This window comes from Mycolicibacterium novocastrense (genome assembly GCF_001570485.1).
In the GTDB taxonomy this organism is placed as follows: Bacteria; Actinomycetota; Actinomycetes; order Mycobacteriales; family Mycobacteriaceae; genus Mycobacterium; species Mycobacterium novocastrense.
Window position 1 is genome coordinate 1 of the sequence record NZ_BCTA01000036.1, and the last position, 17,395, is coordinate 17,395.

The 17,395-nt window shown below is 67.9% G+C and carries 20 protein-coding genes; 3 read left to right on the forward strand and 17 right to left on the reverse strand.

Going from position 1 to position 17,395, the window contains the following annotated elements; genetic code table 11:
• The 6 genes from lgt to RMCN_RS13025 all read right to left on the reverse strand — a co-directional run.
• A partial coding sequence (lgt, locus tag RMCN_RS13000; protein ID WP_067389756.1) for a prolipoprotein diacylglyceryl transferase occupies positions 1–1,734 on the reverse strand: 1,734 nt, incomplete at its 3' end.
• Entirely contained in the window at positions 1,731–2,519 is a 789-nt protein-coding gene (gene trpA / locus RMCN_RS13005; RefSeq protein WP_067389759.1) for a tryptophan synthase subunit alpha, read from the reverse strand. The genes lgt and trpA, both read right to left, overlap by 4 nt.
• A complete protein-coding gene (gene trpB / locus RMCN_RS13010; protein ID WP_067389762.1) occupies positions 2,516–3,775 on the reverse strand; it encodes a tryptophan synthase subunit beta in 1,260 nt (419 codons plus the stop codon). Before trpB ends, trpA begins: the two co-directional genes overlap by 4 nt.
• A gap of 3 nt (positions 3,776–3,778) precedes the next feature.
• Positions 3,779–4,597 (reverse strand): indole-3-glycerol phosphate synthase TrpC, encoded by an 819-nt coding sequence (trpC, locus tag RMCN_RS13015; RefSeq protein ID WP_064416203.1) that lies wholly within the window; start codon positions 4,595–4,597, stop codon positions 3,779–3,781.
• Between the two features lie 77 nt (positions 4,598–4,674).
• On the reverse strand, positions 4,675–5,268 hold the full coding sequence (locus tag RMCN_RS13020; protein WP_067389765.1) for a TIGR02234 family membrane protein: 594 nt from the start codon (positions 5,266–5,268) through the stop codon (positions 4,675–4,677).
• Positions 5,265–6,791 (reverse strand): anthranilate synthase component I, encoded by a 1,527-nt coding sequence (locus RMCN_RS13025; RefSeq protein WP_067389767.1) that lies wholly within the window; start codon positions 6,789–6,791, stop codon positions 5,265–5,267. The genes RMCN_RS13020 and RMCN_RS13025 overlap by 4 nt, the downstream gene beginning before the upstream one ends.
• A gap of 191 nt (positions 6,792–6,982) precedes the next feature.
• Here RMCN_RS13025 and RMCN_RS13030 point away from each other — a divergent pair, with 191 nt between their 5' ends.
• Positions 6,983–7,447: a peroxiredoxin gene (locus RMCN_RS13030; RefSeq protein ID WP_067389770.1), complete on the forward strand. Its 465-nt coding sequence runs from the start codon at positions 6,983–6,985 to the stop codon at positions 7,445–7,447.
• Between the two features lie 28 nt (positions 7,448–7,475).
• On the opposite strand, the gene RMCN_RS13035 is transcribed toward RMCN_RS13030, so the two are convergent.
• From RMCN_RS13035 to hisD, 9 genes are read right to left on the reverse strand one after another with little or no spacing between them, the layout of a single operon-like run.
• Complete coding sequence (locus tag RMCN_RS13035; protein WP_067389773.1) at positions 7,476–8,387, reverse strand: alpha/beta fold hydrolase; 912 nt, start codon at positions 8,385–8,387, stop codon at positions 7,476–7,478.
• Entirely contained in the window at positions 8,384–8,728 is a 345-nt protein-coding gene (gene hisI / locus RMCN_RS13040; RefSeq protein ID WP_064406212.1) for a phosphoribosyl-AMP cyclohydrolase, read from the reverse strand. Before hisI ends, RMCN_RS13035 begins: the two co-directional genes overlap by 4 nt.
• The gene (gene hisF, locus RMCN_RS13045) at positions 8,725–9,507 is read right to left on the reverse strand and encodes an imidazole glycerol phosphate synthase subunit HisF (protein WP_067389777.1); all 783 of its coding nucleotides are present in this window, start codon (positions 9,505–9,507) and stop codon (positions 8,725–8,727) included. The genes hisI and hisF overlap by 4 nt, the downstream gene beginning before the upstream one ends.
• On the reverse strand, positions 9,507–10,322 hold the full coding sequence (locus RMCN_RS13050) for an inositol monophosphatase family protein (RefSeq protein WP_067389780.1): 816 nt from the start codon (positions 10,320–10,322) through the stop codon (positions 9,507–9,509). The genes hisF and RMCN_RS13050 overlap by 1 nt, the downstream gene beginning before the upstream one ends.
• Positions 10,322–11,104: a bifunctional 1-(5-phosphoribosyl)-5-((5-phosphoribosylamino)methylideneamino)imidazole-4-carboxamide isomerase/phosphoribosylanthranilate isomerase PriA gene (priA, locus tag RMCN_RS13055; RefSeq protein ID WP_276019088.1), complete on the reverse strand. Its 783-nt coding sequence runs from the start codon at positions 11,102–11,104 to the stop codon at positions 10,322–10,324. Before priA ends, RMCN_RS13050 begins: the two co-directional genes overlap by 1 nt.
• Positions 11,101–11,721 (reverse strand): imidazole glycerol phosphate synthase subunit HisH, encoded by a 621-nt coding sequence (hisH, locus tag RMCN_RS13060; RefSeq protein WP_067389783.1) that lies wholly within the window; start codon positions 11,719–11,721, stop codon positions 11,101–11,103. Before hisH ends, priA begins: the two co-directional genes overlap by 4 nt.
• The gene (gene hisB / locus RMCN_RS13065; RefSeq protein WP_064419785.1) at positions 11,718–12,332 is read right to left on the reverse strand and encodes an imidazoleglycerol-phosphate dehydratase HisB; all 615 of its coding nucleotides are present in this window, start codon (positions 12,330–12,332) and stop codon (positions 11,718–11,720) included. The genes hisH and hisB overlap by 4 nt, the downstream gene beginning before the upstream one ends.
• A complete protein-coding gene (locus RMCN_RS13070) occupies positions 12,329–13,459 on the reverse strand; it encodes a histidinol-phosphate transaminase (RefSeq protein ID WP_067389787.1) in 1,131 nt (376 codons plus the stop codon). The genes hisB and RMCN_RS13070 overlap by 4 nt, the downstream gene beginning before the upstream one ends.
• Positions 13,456–14,799 (reverse strand): histidinol dehydrogenase, encoded by a 1,344-nt coding sequence (gene hisD, locus RMCN_RS13075; protein WP_201028835.1) that lies wholly within the window; start codon positions 14,797–14,799, stop codon positions 13,456–13,458. Before hisD ends, RMCN_RS13070 begins: the two co-directional genes overlap by 4 nt.
• 36 nt (positions 14,800–14,835) lie before the next feature.
• Here hisD and RMCN_RS13080 point away from each other — a divergent pair, with 36 nt between their 5' ends.
• The gene (locus RMCN_RS13080; protein ID WP_067389791.1) at positions 14,836–15,246 is read left to right on the forward strand and encodes a nitroreductase family deazaflavin-dependent oxidoreductase; all 411 of its coding nucleotides are present in this window, start codon (positions 14,836–14,838) and stop codon (positions 15,244–15,246) included.
• A gap of 1 nt (position 15,247) precedes the next feature.
• Here RMCN_RS13080 and RMCN_RS13085 read toward each other — a convergent pair whose 3' ends face one another.
• Positions 15,248–16,273 carry a zinc-dependent alcohol dehydrogenase gene (locus RMCN_RS13085; protein ID WP_067391068.1) on the reverse strand — a complete coding sequence of 342 codons (1,026 nt, stop codon included), beginning with the start codon at positions 16,271–16,273 and terminating at the stop codon, positions 15,248–15,250.
• A 64-nt stretch (positions 16,274–16,337) separates the two neighbouring features.
• Between RMCN_RS13085 and RMCN_RS13090 the strand changes: the two genes are divergently transcribed.
• Positions 16,338–16,904: a TetR/AcrR family transcriptional regulator gene (locus RMCN_RS13090; protein ID WP_067389794.1), complete on the forward strand. Its 567-nt coding sequence runs from the start codon at positions 16,338–16,340 to the stop codon at positions 16,902–16,904.
• A gap of 1 nt (position 16,905) precedes the next feature.
• Here the strand turns inward: RMCN_RS13090 and RMCN_RS13095 are convergent, their stop codons facing one another.
• Positions 16,906–17,388: a hypothetical protein gene (locus RMCN_RS13095; protein WP_234787655.1), complete on the reverse strand. Its 483-nt coding sequence runs from the start codon at positions 17,386–17,388 to the stop codon at positions 16,906–16,908.
• Between the last annotated feature and the right edge of the window lie 7 nt (positions 17,389–17,395).

Below are 17,395 nucleotides of genomic sequence, written 5' to 3' on the forward strand. Positions count from 1 at the left end.
CTCAAGAATCTCCTCGGCAGGCGCCTCGTCCACCTCGTCAGCTAGGGCTTCGGCCTCCGCGACCGCCTCCGCCTCTACCTCATCGGCTTCAGCTTCATCGGCCAACTCCTCGGCAGCAGCCTCGCCCTCAACCGCAGCTTCGTGTGCCTCAGCGGCATCCGCGAGCGCGTCGCTGGCCTCTTCGCCCTCGACCGCACCCACACCACCGACGTCGGCCGCTTCACCGGCCTCGGGGACCGCCGCACCGCTTACGTCCGCGCCTCCAAAGGGCTCCTCCGCGGCGTCGACGTCCTTCCGCCCGCGCTTCGGCCAGAACCGCAGCCTGCGTCGCGCCTTCGTTGGTGGCGTCGCAGCCGTCTGCGCGGCCGCCTCGTCCGCCAGCTCCTCGGCTGCTTCCTCGGCCTCGACCGCAGCTTCGTGTGCCTCGGCTGCGTCGGCCAACGCGTCGCTGGCTTCTTCACCTTCGACCGCACCGACACCGTCGGCGTCGGACGCCCGTCTGGCCTCCGCGAACTCCTCCGCCTCAAGAATCTCCTCGGCAGGCGCCTCGTCCACCTCTTCAGCGAGGGCCTCGGCCTCCGCCACCGCCTCGATCTCTGTGGCCGACCCCTCGTCGCCCTCGGCTGCGAACTCCTCGGCCTCTTCCAAGTCGTCCGCCGGCACACCTGCCACGTCCGCGCCGAGGTCGTCCCCCGACACTTCCTCGACCGGGATCTCCTCGCCCTCCGGTACGTCCGCGGTGAGCGATTCGGCTTTCACCGTCTCCGACTCTTCGTCGGCGGCGGCCTTGGCAGCGGCGAACACACCTGTCGTCGACGCCACCGCGGCCAACTCTTCGGTGAGGTCCTCGACGGTCGGCCGTTCCGGCTCGGCCTTACCCCTGAGGGAGGCCGGATCTTCGCGGCCCTTCGGCGCGACCATGATGTATACGACTGCACCGATGAACACGAACGTCGCCGTGAAGGAGTTGATCCGGACGCCTTCGATCAACGTCGCATCGTCGACCCTCAACAGCTCGATCCAGAACCGGCCGACGCAATAGCCCGCAACATACAACGCGAACAGGCGGCCGTGGCCGAATTTGAAACGCCGGTCGACGTAGATGAGAACCGCGAAAACCAGCAGGTTCCAGAGCAGTTCGTACAGGAACGTGGGATGGACGAGGTGAACCACTTCGCCGGTCGACACTCCGTTGAGATTGTCGATCATGCCGGCTGAATCGCGGCGCTCATAGATCTTCAGCGCCCAGGGCAACGTCGTTTCGGCGCCCCAAAGCTCCTGGTTGAAGTAGTTGCCGAGGCGGCCGATCCCTTGCGCCAGAATGACTCCCGGCGCGACCGCGTCCGCGAACGCGGGCAGTGGAATTCCCCTGCGCCGGCACGCGATCCACGCGCCGACGGCGCCGAAGGCGACGGCCCCCCAGATCCCGAGACCACCGTCCCAGATTCGGATCACGCCGGCCAACCCGGCGCCGTTGTCCCCGAAGTAACGCCACCAGTCGGTCGCCACGTGGTACAGCCGGCCGCCGATCAACCCGAATGGCACGGCCCACAAGGCGATGTCGTAGATGACTCCGCGTTCTCCCCCGCGTGCCTCCCAGCGCCGGTCACCGATGATCAGCGCCGCCACGATGCCGACGATGATGCAGACCGCGTACGCCCGGATCGGTACGGGACCGAGATGCCAGACGCCCTGAGCCGGGCTGGGGATGGCGGCCAAGACAGTCGTCGTCACGCAGTAACCCTTCGCCTGACTCCATCCGCAAGCTCAGCCGTCAATGCTCCCACCGCGTCGACGCCGTACTGCAACGCCGACACCAACGCCGACCCCACGATCACCCCGTCGGCGTAAGCGCCGATCTCGGCTGCCTGCGCTCCCGACCGCACCCCCAGGCCCACGCCCACAGGGATGTCCGAAACGGCCTTCACCCGGCGAACCAGTTCAGGGGCGGCCGTCGACACCGCATCACGCGCACCGGTCACGCCCATCGTCGAAGCCGCGTAGACGAATCCGCGCGAAGCCTGCACCGTCATCGTGAGCCGTTCCGGTGTCGACGATGGTGCGACCAGGAAGATCCGGTCCAAATCGTGAGTCTCCGAGGCGGCGAGCCATTCGTCGGCTTCGTCGGGGATCAGATCCGGGGTGATCATCCCGAGACCGCCGGCCGACGCCAGATCGCGGGCAAATGCGTCGATGCCCCACCGCAGCACCACGTTCCAGTACGTCATCACCACGGCTCGACCGCCGGCATTGGTGATCGCCTCGACCGCGGCCAGCGAGTCCCGCACTCGCACTCCCCCGCGCAACGCGGCCTCGGTGGCCGCCGCGATCGTCGGACCGTCCATACCGGGATCGGAGTACGCGATGCCGACCTCCACGAGGTCGCAACCGTTTTCGACCAGTGTCGTCATCGCCGAGATCGACCCGGGCACATCGGGAAAACCGGTCGGCAGATAGCCGATCAGGGCGCTGCGTCCCTCGCTTCGGCAGGTGTCGAACAGCGGTGCCAGCCGGCTCACGGCGCACCGTCCAGCAGGCCGAACCACTTCGCCGCTGTCTCGACGTCCTTGTCCCCACGACCCGACAGATTCACCAACACGATCGCCCCGGGTCCGAGTTCCCGACCCAACTGCAAAGCACCCGCAAGACCGTGCGCGGACTCGATCGCGGGGATGATTCCCTCCGTGCGACAGAGCAACGAGAACGCGTCCATCGCCTCGGTGTCGGTGATGGGCCGATACTCAGCACGGCCGGTGTCCTTGAGGAACGCGTGCTCCGGCCCGACCCCTGGATAGTCCAAACCCGCTGAAATGGAATGTGATTCGATGGTCTGGCCATCCTCGTCCTGCAACAGGTACGAGAAGGAGCCCTGGAATGCACCCGGTGATCCCCCGGTGAAAGTCGCTGCGTGCCGACCGGTTTCGACGCCGTCGCCGGCGGCCTCATAACCCACCAGCCGCACGTTGGGATCGTCGATGAACGCGTGGAAGATCCCGATCGCGTTCGACCCGCCGCCGACACAGGCCGTCACCGCATCGGGCAGCCGGCCGGCCTGCGCCTGGATCTGGGCGCGCGCCTCCAGTCCGATCACCCGCTGGAAGTCGCGCACCATCGTGGGAAACGGGTGGGGCCCGGCGGCCGTACCGAAGCAGTAATAGGTGTTGTCGGCGTTGGTGACCCAGTCGCGGAACGCTTCGTTGATCGCATCCTTCAACGTCTTCGAGCCCGCCTCGACCGACACCACCGTCGCTCCCAGAAGACGCATCCGCGCGACGTTCAACGCCTGTCGCGCCGTGTCGACGGCACCCATGTAGATGACGCACTCGAGACCGAGCAGCGCGCACGCTGTCGCGGTCGCCACACCGTGCTGCCCCGCGCCGGTCTCGGCGATCACCCGGGTCTTGCCCATCTGCCTGGCCAGCAGGGCCTGGCCGAGGACATTGTTGATCTTGTGGGATCCGGTGTGGTTGAGGTCTTCTCGCTTCAGGAAGATCCGTGCGCCGCCGGCATGCTCGGACAACCGCTCGGCTTCGTACAACGGCGAAGGCCGTCCGCTGTAGTGCCGCTGCAGCCGATCCAACTCGTCGAGGAAGGTCTGATCGCCACGTGCCTTCTCGTAGGCCGTGGTGACCTCCTCGATGACGGCCATCAACGCTTCGGCGACGAATCGCCCGCCGTACACGCCGAAGTGGCCACGCGCATCCGGGTCGTGGGCGGTGGGTTCGGCTACGGCCGCGCTGGAACGGGGCAACTCAGGCCCGGCGAGATCGGCCACTTCTCAACGCGCGGGTTTCGGGCACGACGGGTGCGTGCCTGCGGTGACCAGATCGGCGACGGCGCTGCGGGGGTCACCGCTGGTGACCAGTCCCTCGCCGACGAGTACCGCGTCGGCACCCGCACCGGCGTACGCCAGCAGATCGGCGGTCCCGCGAACCCCCGACTCCGCGACGCGGATGACGTCGGTCGGCAGCCCAGGGGCGATCCGCGCGAAGCAATCCCGGTCGACTTTCAACGTCTTGAGATCGCGTGCGTTCACGCCGATTACCGCGGCGCCGGCCGACAGCGCGCGGTCGGCCTCCTCCTCGGTGTGCACCTCGACGAGAGCCGTCATACCCAGCGACTCGGTGCGCTCGAGCAATGACTCCAGCACCGGCTGCTCCAACGCCGCGACGATGAGCAACAACATGTCCGCACCGTGGGCGCGGGCCTCGTGGATCTGGTACGGCCGGACGATGAAGTCTTTGCGCAACACCGGGATTGACACCGCGGCGCGTACCGCGTCCAGATCTTCGAGTGACCCGTTGAAGCGACGCTGTTCGGTGAGCACGCTGATGATCCGCGCACCACCACTTTCGTAGGCGCTCGCGAGTTCGGCGGGGTCCCCGATGGGGGCCAGCTCGCCGCGGGAGGGGCTCGCACGCTTCACCTCGGCGATCACCGCGATTCCCGGCGCGCGCAGCGCGGCCATCACGTCCAGCGGGGGCGGCGCGTCCTTCGCTTTGGCTTTGATATCGGCGAGCGGGATGACGGCTTCGCGGGCGGCGACGTCGGCTCGGACTCCCTCGATGATCGAGTCGAGTACCGTCGCCGAACTCATGAGTGCCGCTTCCCTTCCCCCGGAAACACCGAACGATCTTCAACCACGAAGGGTAGCCGCCACCACAACACCGCCGATCACCGACCCTTGTTGTCCGGATTCGTCGCATCCTGCGTCGGATCGGAACCCGCGTCGAGGGCGTCCCAGATCGCGCGTTCGGACATCTCGCCTGCGGGTTCGTCGGCCGGTGCGACGGTGCGTCGCGAATACCGGGCCGCACTGGAGCGCTCACTTGCCGCAGACCGCATCAACAGCATCGCGCAGGCCAGCGCCACCGCCGCGGCGACCACGGTGATCACCGCACCCACGTAGTGCCGCTGTGTCCCGAGCAGGTCCGCCACGGGCGCCTCCGCGATGTGCGAGGCGCGGACGGCCACGTCCTTGACAACCCACAGGCTGATGGCCAGGTAGGCGGTTCCGGCGCTGGCGGCGGCGACCAGCAGAGCCAGCAGCCGAAGCGGCCATCCACGCACCGCCAAGGCCGCGACGGCCGTCGCCAGCAGCAGGACCGCGAGCGGGATCAGAGCGGTCGACCAGGTGCCTCCGGACAGGGCGACCGTCTTCGGCTCCCCGAGGCCGTCGAACGAGGTCACCTCGACCCAGGTCATCCGCGACGCCACCCACAGCCCCGCCGCCGCGAGCACGAGACCGAGCTGGGCGACCCTGATCATGGCTCGGTCAGCGTCTCGGCGGCAGCAATGGCGTTGAGCACCGCGCGAGCCTTGTTGGCCGCCTCGGTGTACTCGTATGGCCCGTTGGAATCTGCGACGACGCCACCGCCCGCCTGCACGTAGGCGGTGCCGTCGCGCATCAACGCGGTGCGGATCGCGATCGCGAAGTCGGCGTTGCCCGCGAAGTCGAGATAGCCCAGCACACCGCCGTACAGGCCGCGACGCGTCTTCTCGACCTCCTCGATCAGCTCCATCGCCCGGACCTTCGGGGCGCCGGAGAGCGTGCCCGCCGGGAAACAGGCGGTCACCGCGTCCAGTGCGGTCTTGCCGTCGGCCAGCAGTCCCGTCACCGTCGACACCAGGTGCATGACGTGGCTGTAGCGCTCGATGTGGCTGTAGTCCTCGACGCGTACGGTGCCGGGCCGGCAGACCCGGCCGAGGTCGTTGCGGCCCAGATCGACGAGCATCAGATGCTCGGCGCGCTCCTTCTCGTCGGCCTGTAGCTCCTTTTCGAGCAGCAGGTCCTCTTCCTCGGTCGCGCCGCGCCACCGCGTACCCGCGATCGGGTGGGTGGTCGCGCGTCCGTCCTTGACGGTCACCAGTGCCTCCGGGCTGGAGCCGACGACCGAGAAGTCCGGTCCGCCTGCGGCATTCGGCACGTTGAGCAGATACATGTACGGACTTGGGTTGGTCACGCGCAGCATCCGGTACACGTCCAGCGGATCGGCGTCGGTCTCCATCTCGAATCGTTGCGAGGGCACCACCTGGAACGCCTCGCCGGCTTCGATGTCGCGCACCAGTTTCTCGACGATGGCCTCGTACTCCTCGAGCGTGCGTTGAGCGCGGTGCAACGGCTCGGGTCGGCTGAATGTCGCGACCGCCGACGGCAGGTGCTCACCGAGTGCGGCCGTCATCACGTCGAGGCGGGCCACCGCGTCGTCGTAGGCCCAGTCCACCCGCTCGTCGGTGCCGTTCCAGTTGACCGCGTTGGCGATCAGCGTGATCGTGCCCTCATGGTGGTCGACCGCCGCGATGTCGGTGGCCAACAGCAGCAGCATGTCCGGAAGGCCGAGATCGTCGACGGCGAGCGAGGGAAGCTTCTCCAGGCGCCGCACCATGTCGTAGGCGAAGAACCCGACGAGCCCGCTCGACAGCGGCGGCAAGCCCGGCAGCGGCTCGGTCTTGAGGAGTTCCAGCGTGGCGCGCAGCGCCTGCAGCGGGTCGCCGCCCTGCGGCGCGTCCTGCGGCGTCGTGCCCAGCCACACGGCCTGACCGTCACGGACGGTGAGCGCCGACGGAGCACCGGCGCCGATGAACGACCAGCGCGACCATGAACGGCCGTTCTCCGCCGATTCCAGCAGGAACGTCCCGGGCCGATTAGCGGCCAGTTTGCGGTACGCCGACAGCGGGGTCTCGCTGTCGGCGAGGACCTTACGGGTCACCGGCACCACGCGATGCTCGGCAGCCAACGCGCGGAAGTCCTCCCGCGAGGTGGTGGTCGCGAGGTCGGCCGTGGTCTGCACGCGTCAAGTGTCCCAGACGCGCCCCGGTGCGGACGACGACGAGGGCGTGAGCCGACGCGGATCCGCGTCGTGCGTCGGCGCTCGAAACCGACGCAATGGTCGATTCGACTGCCCGACACCAGCCCAAACGTCGGCCTGGATGATCGCGCGGGACGGTGGCCCGATCCGTTCCGCGGCGTAGCGTGACCTCCATGAAAGAGGATGACCGAGTTGCCGAGTTCGAATTGCCGGACCAGACGGGCACGATGCGCAGCCTCAGTGAGTTGCTCGCGGACGGCCCGATCGTGCTGTTCTTCTATCCCGCTGCGATGACGCCGGGGTGCACCAAGGAGGCCTGCCACTTCCGGGATCTGGCGGCGGAGTTCGCCGCGGTCGGTGCCAGCCGTGTCGGAATCAGCACCGATGCGGTCGACAAGCAGGCGAAGTTCGCCGACAAGGAGCGGTTCGACTATCCGCTGCTGTCTGACGCCGACGGTGCCGTCGCAACGCAGTTCGGCGTGAAGCGGGGCCTGCTCGGCAAGTTCATGCCGGTCAAGAGGACCACCTTCGTGATCGACACCGACCGCACGATCCTGGCTGTGATCGCATCGGAGATCAGCATGGACAGCCACGCCGACAAGGCTCTCGAGGTGCTGCGTCAGCGCCAGTCGGCTTAGTCGGCCGTGGGGTGTTCGTCGCCTGCGCCTAGGGTGTTGCGGGACCGATGAACTCGACGCCCGCGCGGATCGCCGGGCGATGCCGAAGAATCCGGTAATGCGCCAGCCGGCCGAGGCCCTTGGTGGTCATCAACCGCGCGCCCGGCCAAGATGCGACGACGCGCTGGCTGGTTTCATAGGGCGTGTCCGGGTCATCCGGATCATGGATGAGCAGCAGCGGCGGGTAACCGGTGCGGGCGCTGACGACCGTCATGTTGGTTTCGTACAGCGGCATCTCGATGCGGCGTTCGAGGCCACGTTGCAGTCCGGCGCGGATACGGGGGCCGAAGCCGTGGCGTCTGGCGAAATAGTCTAGGTAGAGCGGGAATTCGCCCATCGGCGCGAGGTACACCAGCCGCTCGACTTTCGCGCCATAGGCGATCGCGAACGTCGTTGCGTTCGCGCCGAGAGAGTGGGCGACCACCGCGCGGGCCGGCCCATGTTCGCGGATCATGGCCCCGACCGCGTGTGCGCATTCGATGGCCGTCGTGCGCCCGGGCTTGAGTGCGCCCGCTTCGGACTCGTTGTGGCTCGGCAAGTCGAACGCGATCACCCGGTGACCGGATTCGATGAGGGGTTTGACGAACGTGCCCAGATGCGGGCGCCGCCCGCCCCAGCCGTGCACCAGATACACCGGGGGCCCCTCGCCCCACGATTCACCCACGACTCGGTGGCCATTCCAGCGCGCTTCGATCGGCTCGCCTGGCCTGACGCCGGGGGGCATGCGCAGGTTCGACTCCATGACCGGCGGGGTGCACCACAGTTCGACTGCCCACCGCGACCCGATGCCGGGCGCGAAGCGCTCCAGCCACCAGAACGCCCGGCGGACACGCGGGTCGACGGGCGGCTCGATGCCTGATCCCTCTAGTTCGACGGCGACGGCACGATCTGCTTCGGTCACGCGGGCCCCATCAACAGGTCCGCATCGAAGCAACTGTGATCGCCCGTGTGACAGGCGCCGCCAACCTGATCGACCTCCAGCAGCACCGTGTCGCCGTCGCAGTCGAGCCGCACCGAGTGGACGTATTGGGTGTTGCCCGACGTCTCGCCCTTGATCCAATGCTGTTGGCGCGACCGCGAATAGTAGGTCGCGCGGCGGGTTTCCAGCGTGCGGGCCAGCGCGAGGTCGTCCATCCACGCCACCATCAGAACCTGCCCGGTGCCGCGCTCCTGTACGACGGCGGTGATCAACCCGTTGGCGTCGCGCTTGAGTCGCGACGCGATGTCTGCATCGAGCGTCATCGAACGGTTATCCCTTCGGCCGCCATCGCCGCTTTCACCTGCGCGATGGTGAGCTCTCGGAAATGGAACACGCTGGCCGCCAGCACCGCATCGGCGCCCGAGGCGATGGCCGGTGCGAAATGCTCGGGCGCCCCCGCACCGCCACTGGCGATCACCGGCACGTTCACGGCACCGCGAACCGCCTCGATCATCGGCAGATCGAAACCGGCCTTGGTGCCGTCGAAGTCCATCGAGTTCAGCAGGATCTCGCCCACACCGAGTTCGGCGCCCCGCGTTGCCCATTCGACGGCGTCGAAGCCGGTCCCCCGACGCCCGCCGTGGGTGGTGACCTCCCACCCCGAGGGCGTCGGCTCCTGATCCTGCGGCACCGTGCGGGCGTCGACCGACAACACGATGCACTGCGATCCGAACTGCCGCGACAATTCGGCGAGGAGTTCTGGACGGGCGATCGCCGCGGTGTTGACCGCGACCTTGTCCGCCCCCGCCCGCAGCAGCACGTCCACGTCGGCCACCGAGCGCACCCCGCCGCCGACCGTCAACGGGATGAACACCTGCTCAGCGGTGCGTTTCACCACTTCGAGCATGGTCGCCCGCCCCGAGGAAGACGCCGTCACGTCGAGGAACGTCAGTTCGTCGGCGCCCTCGGCGTCGTAGGCCGCGGCCAGTTCGACGGGATCGCCTGCGTCACGCAGGTTTGCGAAGTTGACGCCCTTGACCACCCGGCCGTCGTCGACATCCAGGCACGGGATGACCCGCACGGCCAGATCCTTGCCGTCCATCAGAAGTCCTTGGGATCGCCGACCGAGCGAAGCAGATCGAGCAGTTCGTCGTGCACGCCGGGAGCGCCGGCGAGGGCCGAGGGGCAATCCACCGTCCACTCGTTGCCCGCGAGGTCGGTCACGACACCACCCACGGCGCGGATCAACGCCACGCCCGCGGCGTGGTCCCACACATGGCCACCGAAACTGATTGCGCCACCGAGGATTGCGGCCGCCGTATAGGCCAGGTCGATACCGGTGGCCCCGTGCATGCGCATGCGTGAGCACTTGCGGCTGAGGCTCTCGATGACCGCGAGCCGGTAACGTCCCGGCACTTTGCCGCGGGAATCGACGCTGAATGTGCTGACCCCGACCATCGAGTCGGACAGCGCTGCCCGGTCCAGCGTGGGCGACTCGACGCCGTTGTAGCGCAGAGGCCCTCCGACCACGGCGGTGAAGCGCTCCTTGGTGAAGGGCACCCAGGTCAGTCCGGCCACCGGCTCGCCATCACGCACCAGGCCCAGCAGGATCGCCGCCATCGGCGAACCGGCGGCGTAGTTGAAGGTGCCGTCGATCGGATCGAGAACCCACACCAGCGGCGACTTGAGATCCGCGCCGCCGAATTCCTCGCCATGCACCTCGATTCCGGTTCTGGCGGTCAATGCCTCGACGACCTGACGTTCGATGGCCAGGTCCACCTCGGTGGCGAAGTCGTCGCCCTTCTTCTGCACCGCTGAGTCCGCGCGGTGGCCGTCGACGAATGGGACCGCCGCGTCGTCGAGGATCTGCGCGGCCTCGGCGACCAGGGCGTCGAGGTCGGCCGCGTCCAGGGCCATTACCGCTCCACCGCGGCCAGGGCCTCAGGCAGGGTGAATCGACCGGCGTACAACGCTTTTCCGACGATCGCCCCTTCGACGCCACTATCGGTCAGCGTGGCGATCGCCCGCAGGTCGTCGAGGCTGGACACACCGCCGGACGCAATCACCGGCGCGTCCGTTCGGTCGGTCACCTTCGACAGCAGTTCGAGGTTGGGTCCGTTGAGCGTGCCGTCCTTGGTGACGTCGGTCACGACGAAGCGCGAACAGCCTTCTCCGTCAAGCCGTTCCAGGACCTCCCAGAGGTCTCCGCCGTCGGTCTCCCATCCGCGGCCGCGGAGGCGATGGTCTCCGTCGACGATCTTCACGTCCAGGCCGACGGCCACCTTCTCGCCGTGTTCGGCGACGACCTTGGCGCACCACTGCGGGTTCTCCAGTGCTGCGGTGCCGAGGTTCACCCGAGCACAGCCGGTGGCGAGCGCCGCCGACAGCGACTGGTCGTCACGGATGCCGCCGGACAGCTCGACCGCCACGTCGAGCTTGCCGACCACCTCGGCCAGCAGTTCTCGGTTGCTGCCCCGGCCGAACGCGGCGTCGAGGTCGACGAGGTGGATCCACTCCGCGCCGTCGCGTTGCCACGTCAGCGCGGCCTCCAGCGCAGAGCCGTATTCGGTCTCGCTGCCTGCCTGGCCCTGCACCAGGCGCACAGCCCGGCCCTCGACCACATCGACGGCGGGAAGAAGAATCAGTCGTTCCGGCACTGTGGTGGTCTCCTCTTCGCGCGAGCGCTCATCGGTGGTCAACCTAATGCCTTCACCCAGTTGGCGAGTAATGCGGCACCGGCATCGCCGCTCTTCTCCGGGTGGAACTGCGTGGCCGACAGTGGTCCGTCCTCGACGGCGGCGAGGAACGGCACATGGTGTGTGGCCCATGTCAGTTTCGCGGCCGGATCGCCCTCCCACTGCTGGGCGGCGTACGAGTGCACGAAATAAAAGCGGGTGTCCGCCTCCATTCCGGCGAACAGGGTGCTGCCCTCGGGGGCGTCGACCACGTTCCAGCCCATGTGCGGGATCACCGGCGCGTCGAGTCGCACCACGGCACCGGGCCATTGGCCGCAGCCGGTCGTCTCGACCCCGAACTCCACGCCCCGGGAGAACAGAATCTGCATACCGACACAGACGCCGAGCACGGGGCGGCCGGCCGCCACCCGGTCGGCGATGAGCTTGGGGCCGTCGATCTTGCGCAGTCCAGCCATGCACGCCTCGAAGGCGCCGACGCCGGGCACCACAAGCCCGTCGGCGTTCAGCGCGGCGTCGGCGTCGGCGGTGACCGTGACGTCGGCACCGACGCGCTCCAATGCCCGTTGAGCCGAGCGGAGGTTGCCCGAACCGTAGTCCAGGATGACTACTTTGGTTGTCACAGAGTGCCTTTCGTCGACGGCACACCGGTCACCCGAGGGTCGTATTCGACGGCTTGGCGCAGCGCGCGTGCGACGGCCTTGTACTGCGCCTCGGTGATGTGGTGGGGGTCGCGTCCGTAGATCGTGCGCACGTGCAGCGCGATGCGGGCGTTCATCGCCACGGATTCGAACACGTGCCGGTTGACGACGGTGTGGTACGGCGCCGAGGAGCCGGCGATCGTGAAGTGCAGCATGTGATCCGGTTCGCCGGTGTGCACGCAGTACGCGCGGCCCGACACGTCGACCGCGGCGTGCGCGAGCGTCTCGTCCATCGGGATCCACGCGTCGCCGAAGCGGCGGATGCCCTTCTTGTCGCCGAGCGCCTGCCCGAGCGCCTGCCCCAGCACGATCGCGGTGTCCTCGATGGTGTGGTGGCCCTCGATCTCGACGTCGCCCTTGGCCCGCACGGTCAGGTCGAAACTCGCGTGACTGCCGAGCGCGGTCAGCATGTGGTCGAAGAACGGCACACCGGTGTCGACGTGCACCTGCCCGGTGCCGTCGAGGTTCAGTTCGACGACGATGTCGGACTCTTTGGTCTTGCGCTCGATGGTCGCGCGACGGGGTTCGTTCACGGTGCTCCTACTGGGGATAGTTCGGTCGCGGCCAGGCGGGCGCTGGCGGCCAGCAGCGCGTCGTTCTCCTCGGCGAGGCCGGTGGTGGCGCGCAGATATCCGGGGATGCCGACATCGCGAACGAGGATGCCGGCGTCCAGGTAGCGCTGCCAGGTCGCGGGGGCGTCGGCGAACTCGCCGAACAGCACGAAGTTGGCGTCGCTGTCGATCACGCGAAAACCCATCTCCGACAAGGCTTGTGTGACCCGGTTGCGTTCGGCGATGAGGGTGGCGACGCTGCCGAGCGTGTCGTCGGCGTGGCGTAGTGCGGCGCGGGCGGCGGCTTGGGTCACCGACGACAGGTGGTAGGGCAGGCGGACGAGAAGCATCGCGTCGATCACCGCGGGTGCGGCGATCAGATACCCGAGTCGGCCGCCGGCGAACGCGAACGCCTTGCTCATTGTGCGGGTGACCACGAGCCGGGTCGGATACTCGTCGATCAGTCGCACCGCACTGGGTTGTGACGAGAACTCGCCGTAGGCCTCGTCGACGATCATCATGCCGGCGCTCATCGCGTCGAGTAGGCGGCGGAGATCGTCGAGCGAAACGCTCTGCCCCGAGGGGTTGTTCGGGCTCGCGATGAAGACGATGTCGGGGTTGTGCTCCTTGATCGCGTGCACGGCCACGTCGGTGTCGAGGCTGAAGTCGTCGGCGCGGTTGGCCACCAGCCACTGCGTCTGCGTGCCGTCGGAGATGATCGGGTGCATCGAGTACGAGGGCACGAATCCGATTGCGCTGCGCCCGGGCCCGCCGAAGGCTTGCAGGAGCTGCTGAAGGATTTCGTTGGAACCGTTTGCTGCCCAGAGGTTTTCGACAGTGAGTGGAGTTCGGGTTTGCGCCGAGAGGTAAGCGGCCAGATCGGTTCGCAGCGCCACCGCATCGCGGTCCGGGTACCGGTGCAGCTCCCCCGCGACCGCAGCGACGGACGCCGTTACGTCGTCGATCAGCGCTTTGGTCGGCGGATGCGGGTTCTCATTGGTGTTCAACCTCACGGGCACGTCCAATTGCGGTGCACCGTAGGGCGATTTACCGCGCAGATCATTCCGCAGCGGAAGCTCGTCGAGCGTGGCCTTCTTTCCGAGCGTCACCTTTCGAACCTCCGCCGCACCGCTTCGCCGTGCGCGGGAAGGTTTTCGGCCTGAGCAAGCGTGATCACGTAGCCGGAAACATCTTTCAGCGCGGCCTCGTCGTAGTCGACGACGTGGATGCCGCGCAGGAATGTCTGCACGGACAGCCCGCTGGAGTGACGGGCACAGCCCGCGGTGGGCAGCACGTGGTTGGATCCGGCGCAGTAGTCGCCCAGACTGACCGGGGCGTATGGGCCGACGAAAATCGCGCCCGCGGAACGGATCCGACCTGCTACCTCGCGCGCATCGAGGGTCTGGATCTCGAGGTGCTCGGCCGCGTAGGCGTTCACGGTTCGGATACCGGCGTCGAGGTCGTCGACGAGTACCGTGGCGGACTGCTTTCCACCCAGCGCGGCGGTCACCCGCTCGCGGTGCACCGTCGTCTGGAGCTGGTTGGCCAGCTCACGGTCGGTTGCCTCGGCCAATTCGACGCTCGGGGTGACCAGCACGCTGGCCGCCATTTCGTCGTGTTCGGCCTGGCTGATCAGATCGGCGGCCACGTGGACGGGGTCGGCCGTGTGGTCGGCCAGGATCGCGATTTCGGTGGGGCCGGCTTCGGCGTCGATGCCCACCTGGGAGCGGCAGATGCGCTTGGCCGCGGTGACGTAGATGTTGCCCGGGCCGGTGATCATGTCGACGGGCGCGAGTTCGGCGCCGTCGGTGTCGGTGCCGCCGTAGGCCAGTAGCGCGATCGATTGCGCCCCGCCGACTGCCCACACCTCGTCGACGCCGAGCAGTGCGGCGGCGGCCAGGATCGTCGGGTGCGGGAGGCCGTCGAACTGCGCCTGCGGCGGGCTGGCGATCACCAGGGAGTCGACGCCGGCGGTCTGCGCGGGCACGACGTTCATCACGACGCTGGAGGGGTACACGGCGTTGCCGCCGGGCACGTACAGCCCGACGCGCTCGACCGGTACCCACCGCTCGGTGACCGTGGCCCCGGGGGCGAGCGTCGTGGTGGTATCGGTACGGCGCTGGTCGGCGTGCACCGCACGGGCGCGTTCGATGGCCACCTCGAGCGCGGCGCGGACATCTGAGGGCAGTTCAGCCAGGGCGCTCTGTAAGCGAGCCGTGGGTACGCGGACCTGCGCGGGTCGCACGCCGTCGAACGAGTCACCGTATTCGAGCGCCGCCTCGGCTCCGCGCGCGGCGACCGCGTCGACGATCGGGCGGACCTTCGGCACCACCGTGTCCACGTCCACGCCGCCGCGCGGCAGGGCGGACCGCAGCTGGGTGGCGGACAGCTGCGCGCCCCGCAGGTCGATGCGGGCGATCGGCCCCGGCGATACATTCACGGTGTCCATTCTCCCAGAGCAGACCAAATTGGTTATGGAGGCACCATGCGAGCCAGCGAGCACCCGAATAACGCCCCGGGCGTGCCTATGGTGTTCCCGCCATGGTTTGAGAACCTGCAGGTCAAGTACCTGAATAAGATGATCAGACCGTTTTCTCGACTGATGCCGGGAATGGCGACCATCAAACACCGCGGCCGCAGGTCCGGAAAACCATACGAGACGATCGTCACGGTCTATCGCAAGGGAAACACCGCGGCCGTCGCACTCGGGCACGGCAAAACTGACTGGGTGAAGAACGTGTTGGCCGCCGGCGAGGCCGACCTGCGTCTTGCCCGCCGGGACTTGCATCTGGTCAACCCGCGCATCGTGCCCGCCGGCGGCGACGCGCAAGGCCTACCTTTCATGGCCCGCCTCCAAGCCAAGAAGATGGGCGTCTTCGTCGCCGACATCGCCTGAGTTACAACCGGCTGAACACCGTCTTCCCCGTCATTCTCGGCCACACCTCCGGCGCCTCCTTCCACGGGGCCACACGTTCAACAGCAGCCGAAAGATCCTGTCCGGCAAGCAGTTCCAATACCTCCGGTAGCACCGCGCGGGCATTGACACGCCCCGTGACGAAACGCGCGCCGCGCGTGTACATCGACAGCAGCGGCATCTCCACCGCGCCCTGGTAGTAGATGCCGGTGTCGGTGCACACACCATCCGGCCAGGTCGCCCGCAGCGTCGCCGCCAACAGCGCCGGGTCCGCCGACGTGTGCACCGTCACCGGATACGGTTCGGCGGTCTTGTCGGGCTTAGCGCGGTCCTGCACGACCGCGCCCAGCTTCTCGGCCACCGCAAGCCGGTGCGGATCGGTGTCGACGTAGTCCACGTGCACACCCGCCGCGACCGCCGTCGCCGCCGCGTACAGGCCGATCGACAGCCGTCCCACGACCAGCACCCGTTGATCCGCCACCGGTAGCGAAGCAAGCTCGTCGCGATACGGCCCGACACCGCGCCAACCGTCGGGGATGTTGTCCGACATCGAGGCGACGGCGACGGGGTCCGCGCCCTCGGGTAACGGCACGAGCATCGCGTCGGCATACGGCACCAGCACCAGGTCGGCCATGAATCCCCCACCGTCGAGGCCCGCCAACGGCGCCATTCCGTACGTCGCCATCAGCGGCAAGGTCGCACACGACCCGGTCACACCGCGCAGACACGCGCCGCACTCACCGCAGCTGATCTGGAACGGCACGACAACCCGATCGCCGACCGCGACGCTGCGCACGTCGTCACCGATCGCGACCACCTCGGCCACCCCCTCATGCCCAACCGCATGACCGGGCGGCATCGGCAGCCGACCCTGCACCACCGCCACATCGAGGTCACAGCACGCCACCGCAATTGGTCTGACGAGCGCTTGCCCCGGACCGGCGAGTTGCGGGTCGGGTGCCTCACGCCAGGCGTACTTACCGGCGTCTTCGAGCATCAGCTGTTGCATGGTCACGCCCTTCTTTAGTGATCGCTCAACTATTCTTGAGCGATCTTTCTAGTAAAGTCAAGACATGCCTCGCCCGGACCGCAGTCGCGCCGCTCTGATCGACACTGCGGCACTACTGTTCCGCAGGCAGGGCTACGCGGCGACCGGCGTCAACCAGATCCTTGAGCTCGCCGAGGTCAAAGCGGGCTCGCTGTACCACCACTTCCCCGAGGGCAAGCAGCAGTTGGCGGCCGCCGTGGTTGAGCGTGTCGGCGCCGACATCGAACAGCGACTGCGGGATCTGCTGGCCACGGAGGCACCCGTGCCCGACCTCATCGACGGCTGGCTCGACCTGATGGCCTCGGGACTGACCTCCGACCCGCGCGACGGCTGCCCCATCGAGCCGATCGCCACCGAGTCGGTCGACGCCAGCGCACTGATCCGGCAAGCATCGGCGACAGCGTTCGCCGGCTGGCGCCGGGCCATCGCGGACCGGCTGCATGCCGACGGGTGGGCGCAGGACGACGCCGAGCAGACCGCGCTGGCTCTGATAGCGCTCGTCGAGGGTGCGCTAATACTCGCCCGGACCGCGGGCGACACCGCCGCCCTCGACTCTGCGAAGGCCGCCGCTCGGACGCTGCTGAGCCGGTGAGCTACTTGCAGAGCTCGGTGATGCTCTTGTTTTCCGCGTCGGCGTCGCTCAACCTTTTCGCTTGCGCCGGATCGTCATTGGCCACTCCAGCCGTAGCGTTGGCGCCGATGTCCATCAAATTGTTCGCGAATTGTTCGACTTTCTCCGCGAGCACCACAGGGGTCGCCGGATCGAGCCGCTCCAGCAGGTACTGACCCCCGTCGTACAAGGAGATCCGCGCATTGGCGGCCACCGCCTGCGCCCCGGTGACGTCCTGCGGACCGCCTTCCGGCTGCAAGTTCGTGTTGAGCGTGATGCCTTTCCGGACAACGTCGGCGGCGCTGCAGATCTTGGTCTTGGCGTCCGCGATCTGAGCCGAATCGTATTCTGGGTCCGACGGACTGGTCCTGTACAGCGTCCATCCCGCGAGCGCCAAAGCGAAGACGGCTACGGCCAGGCTGACGACGACCAACAATCCGAGGCGTCGCGACGAATCCTCATCCACGCGACCG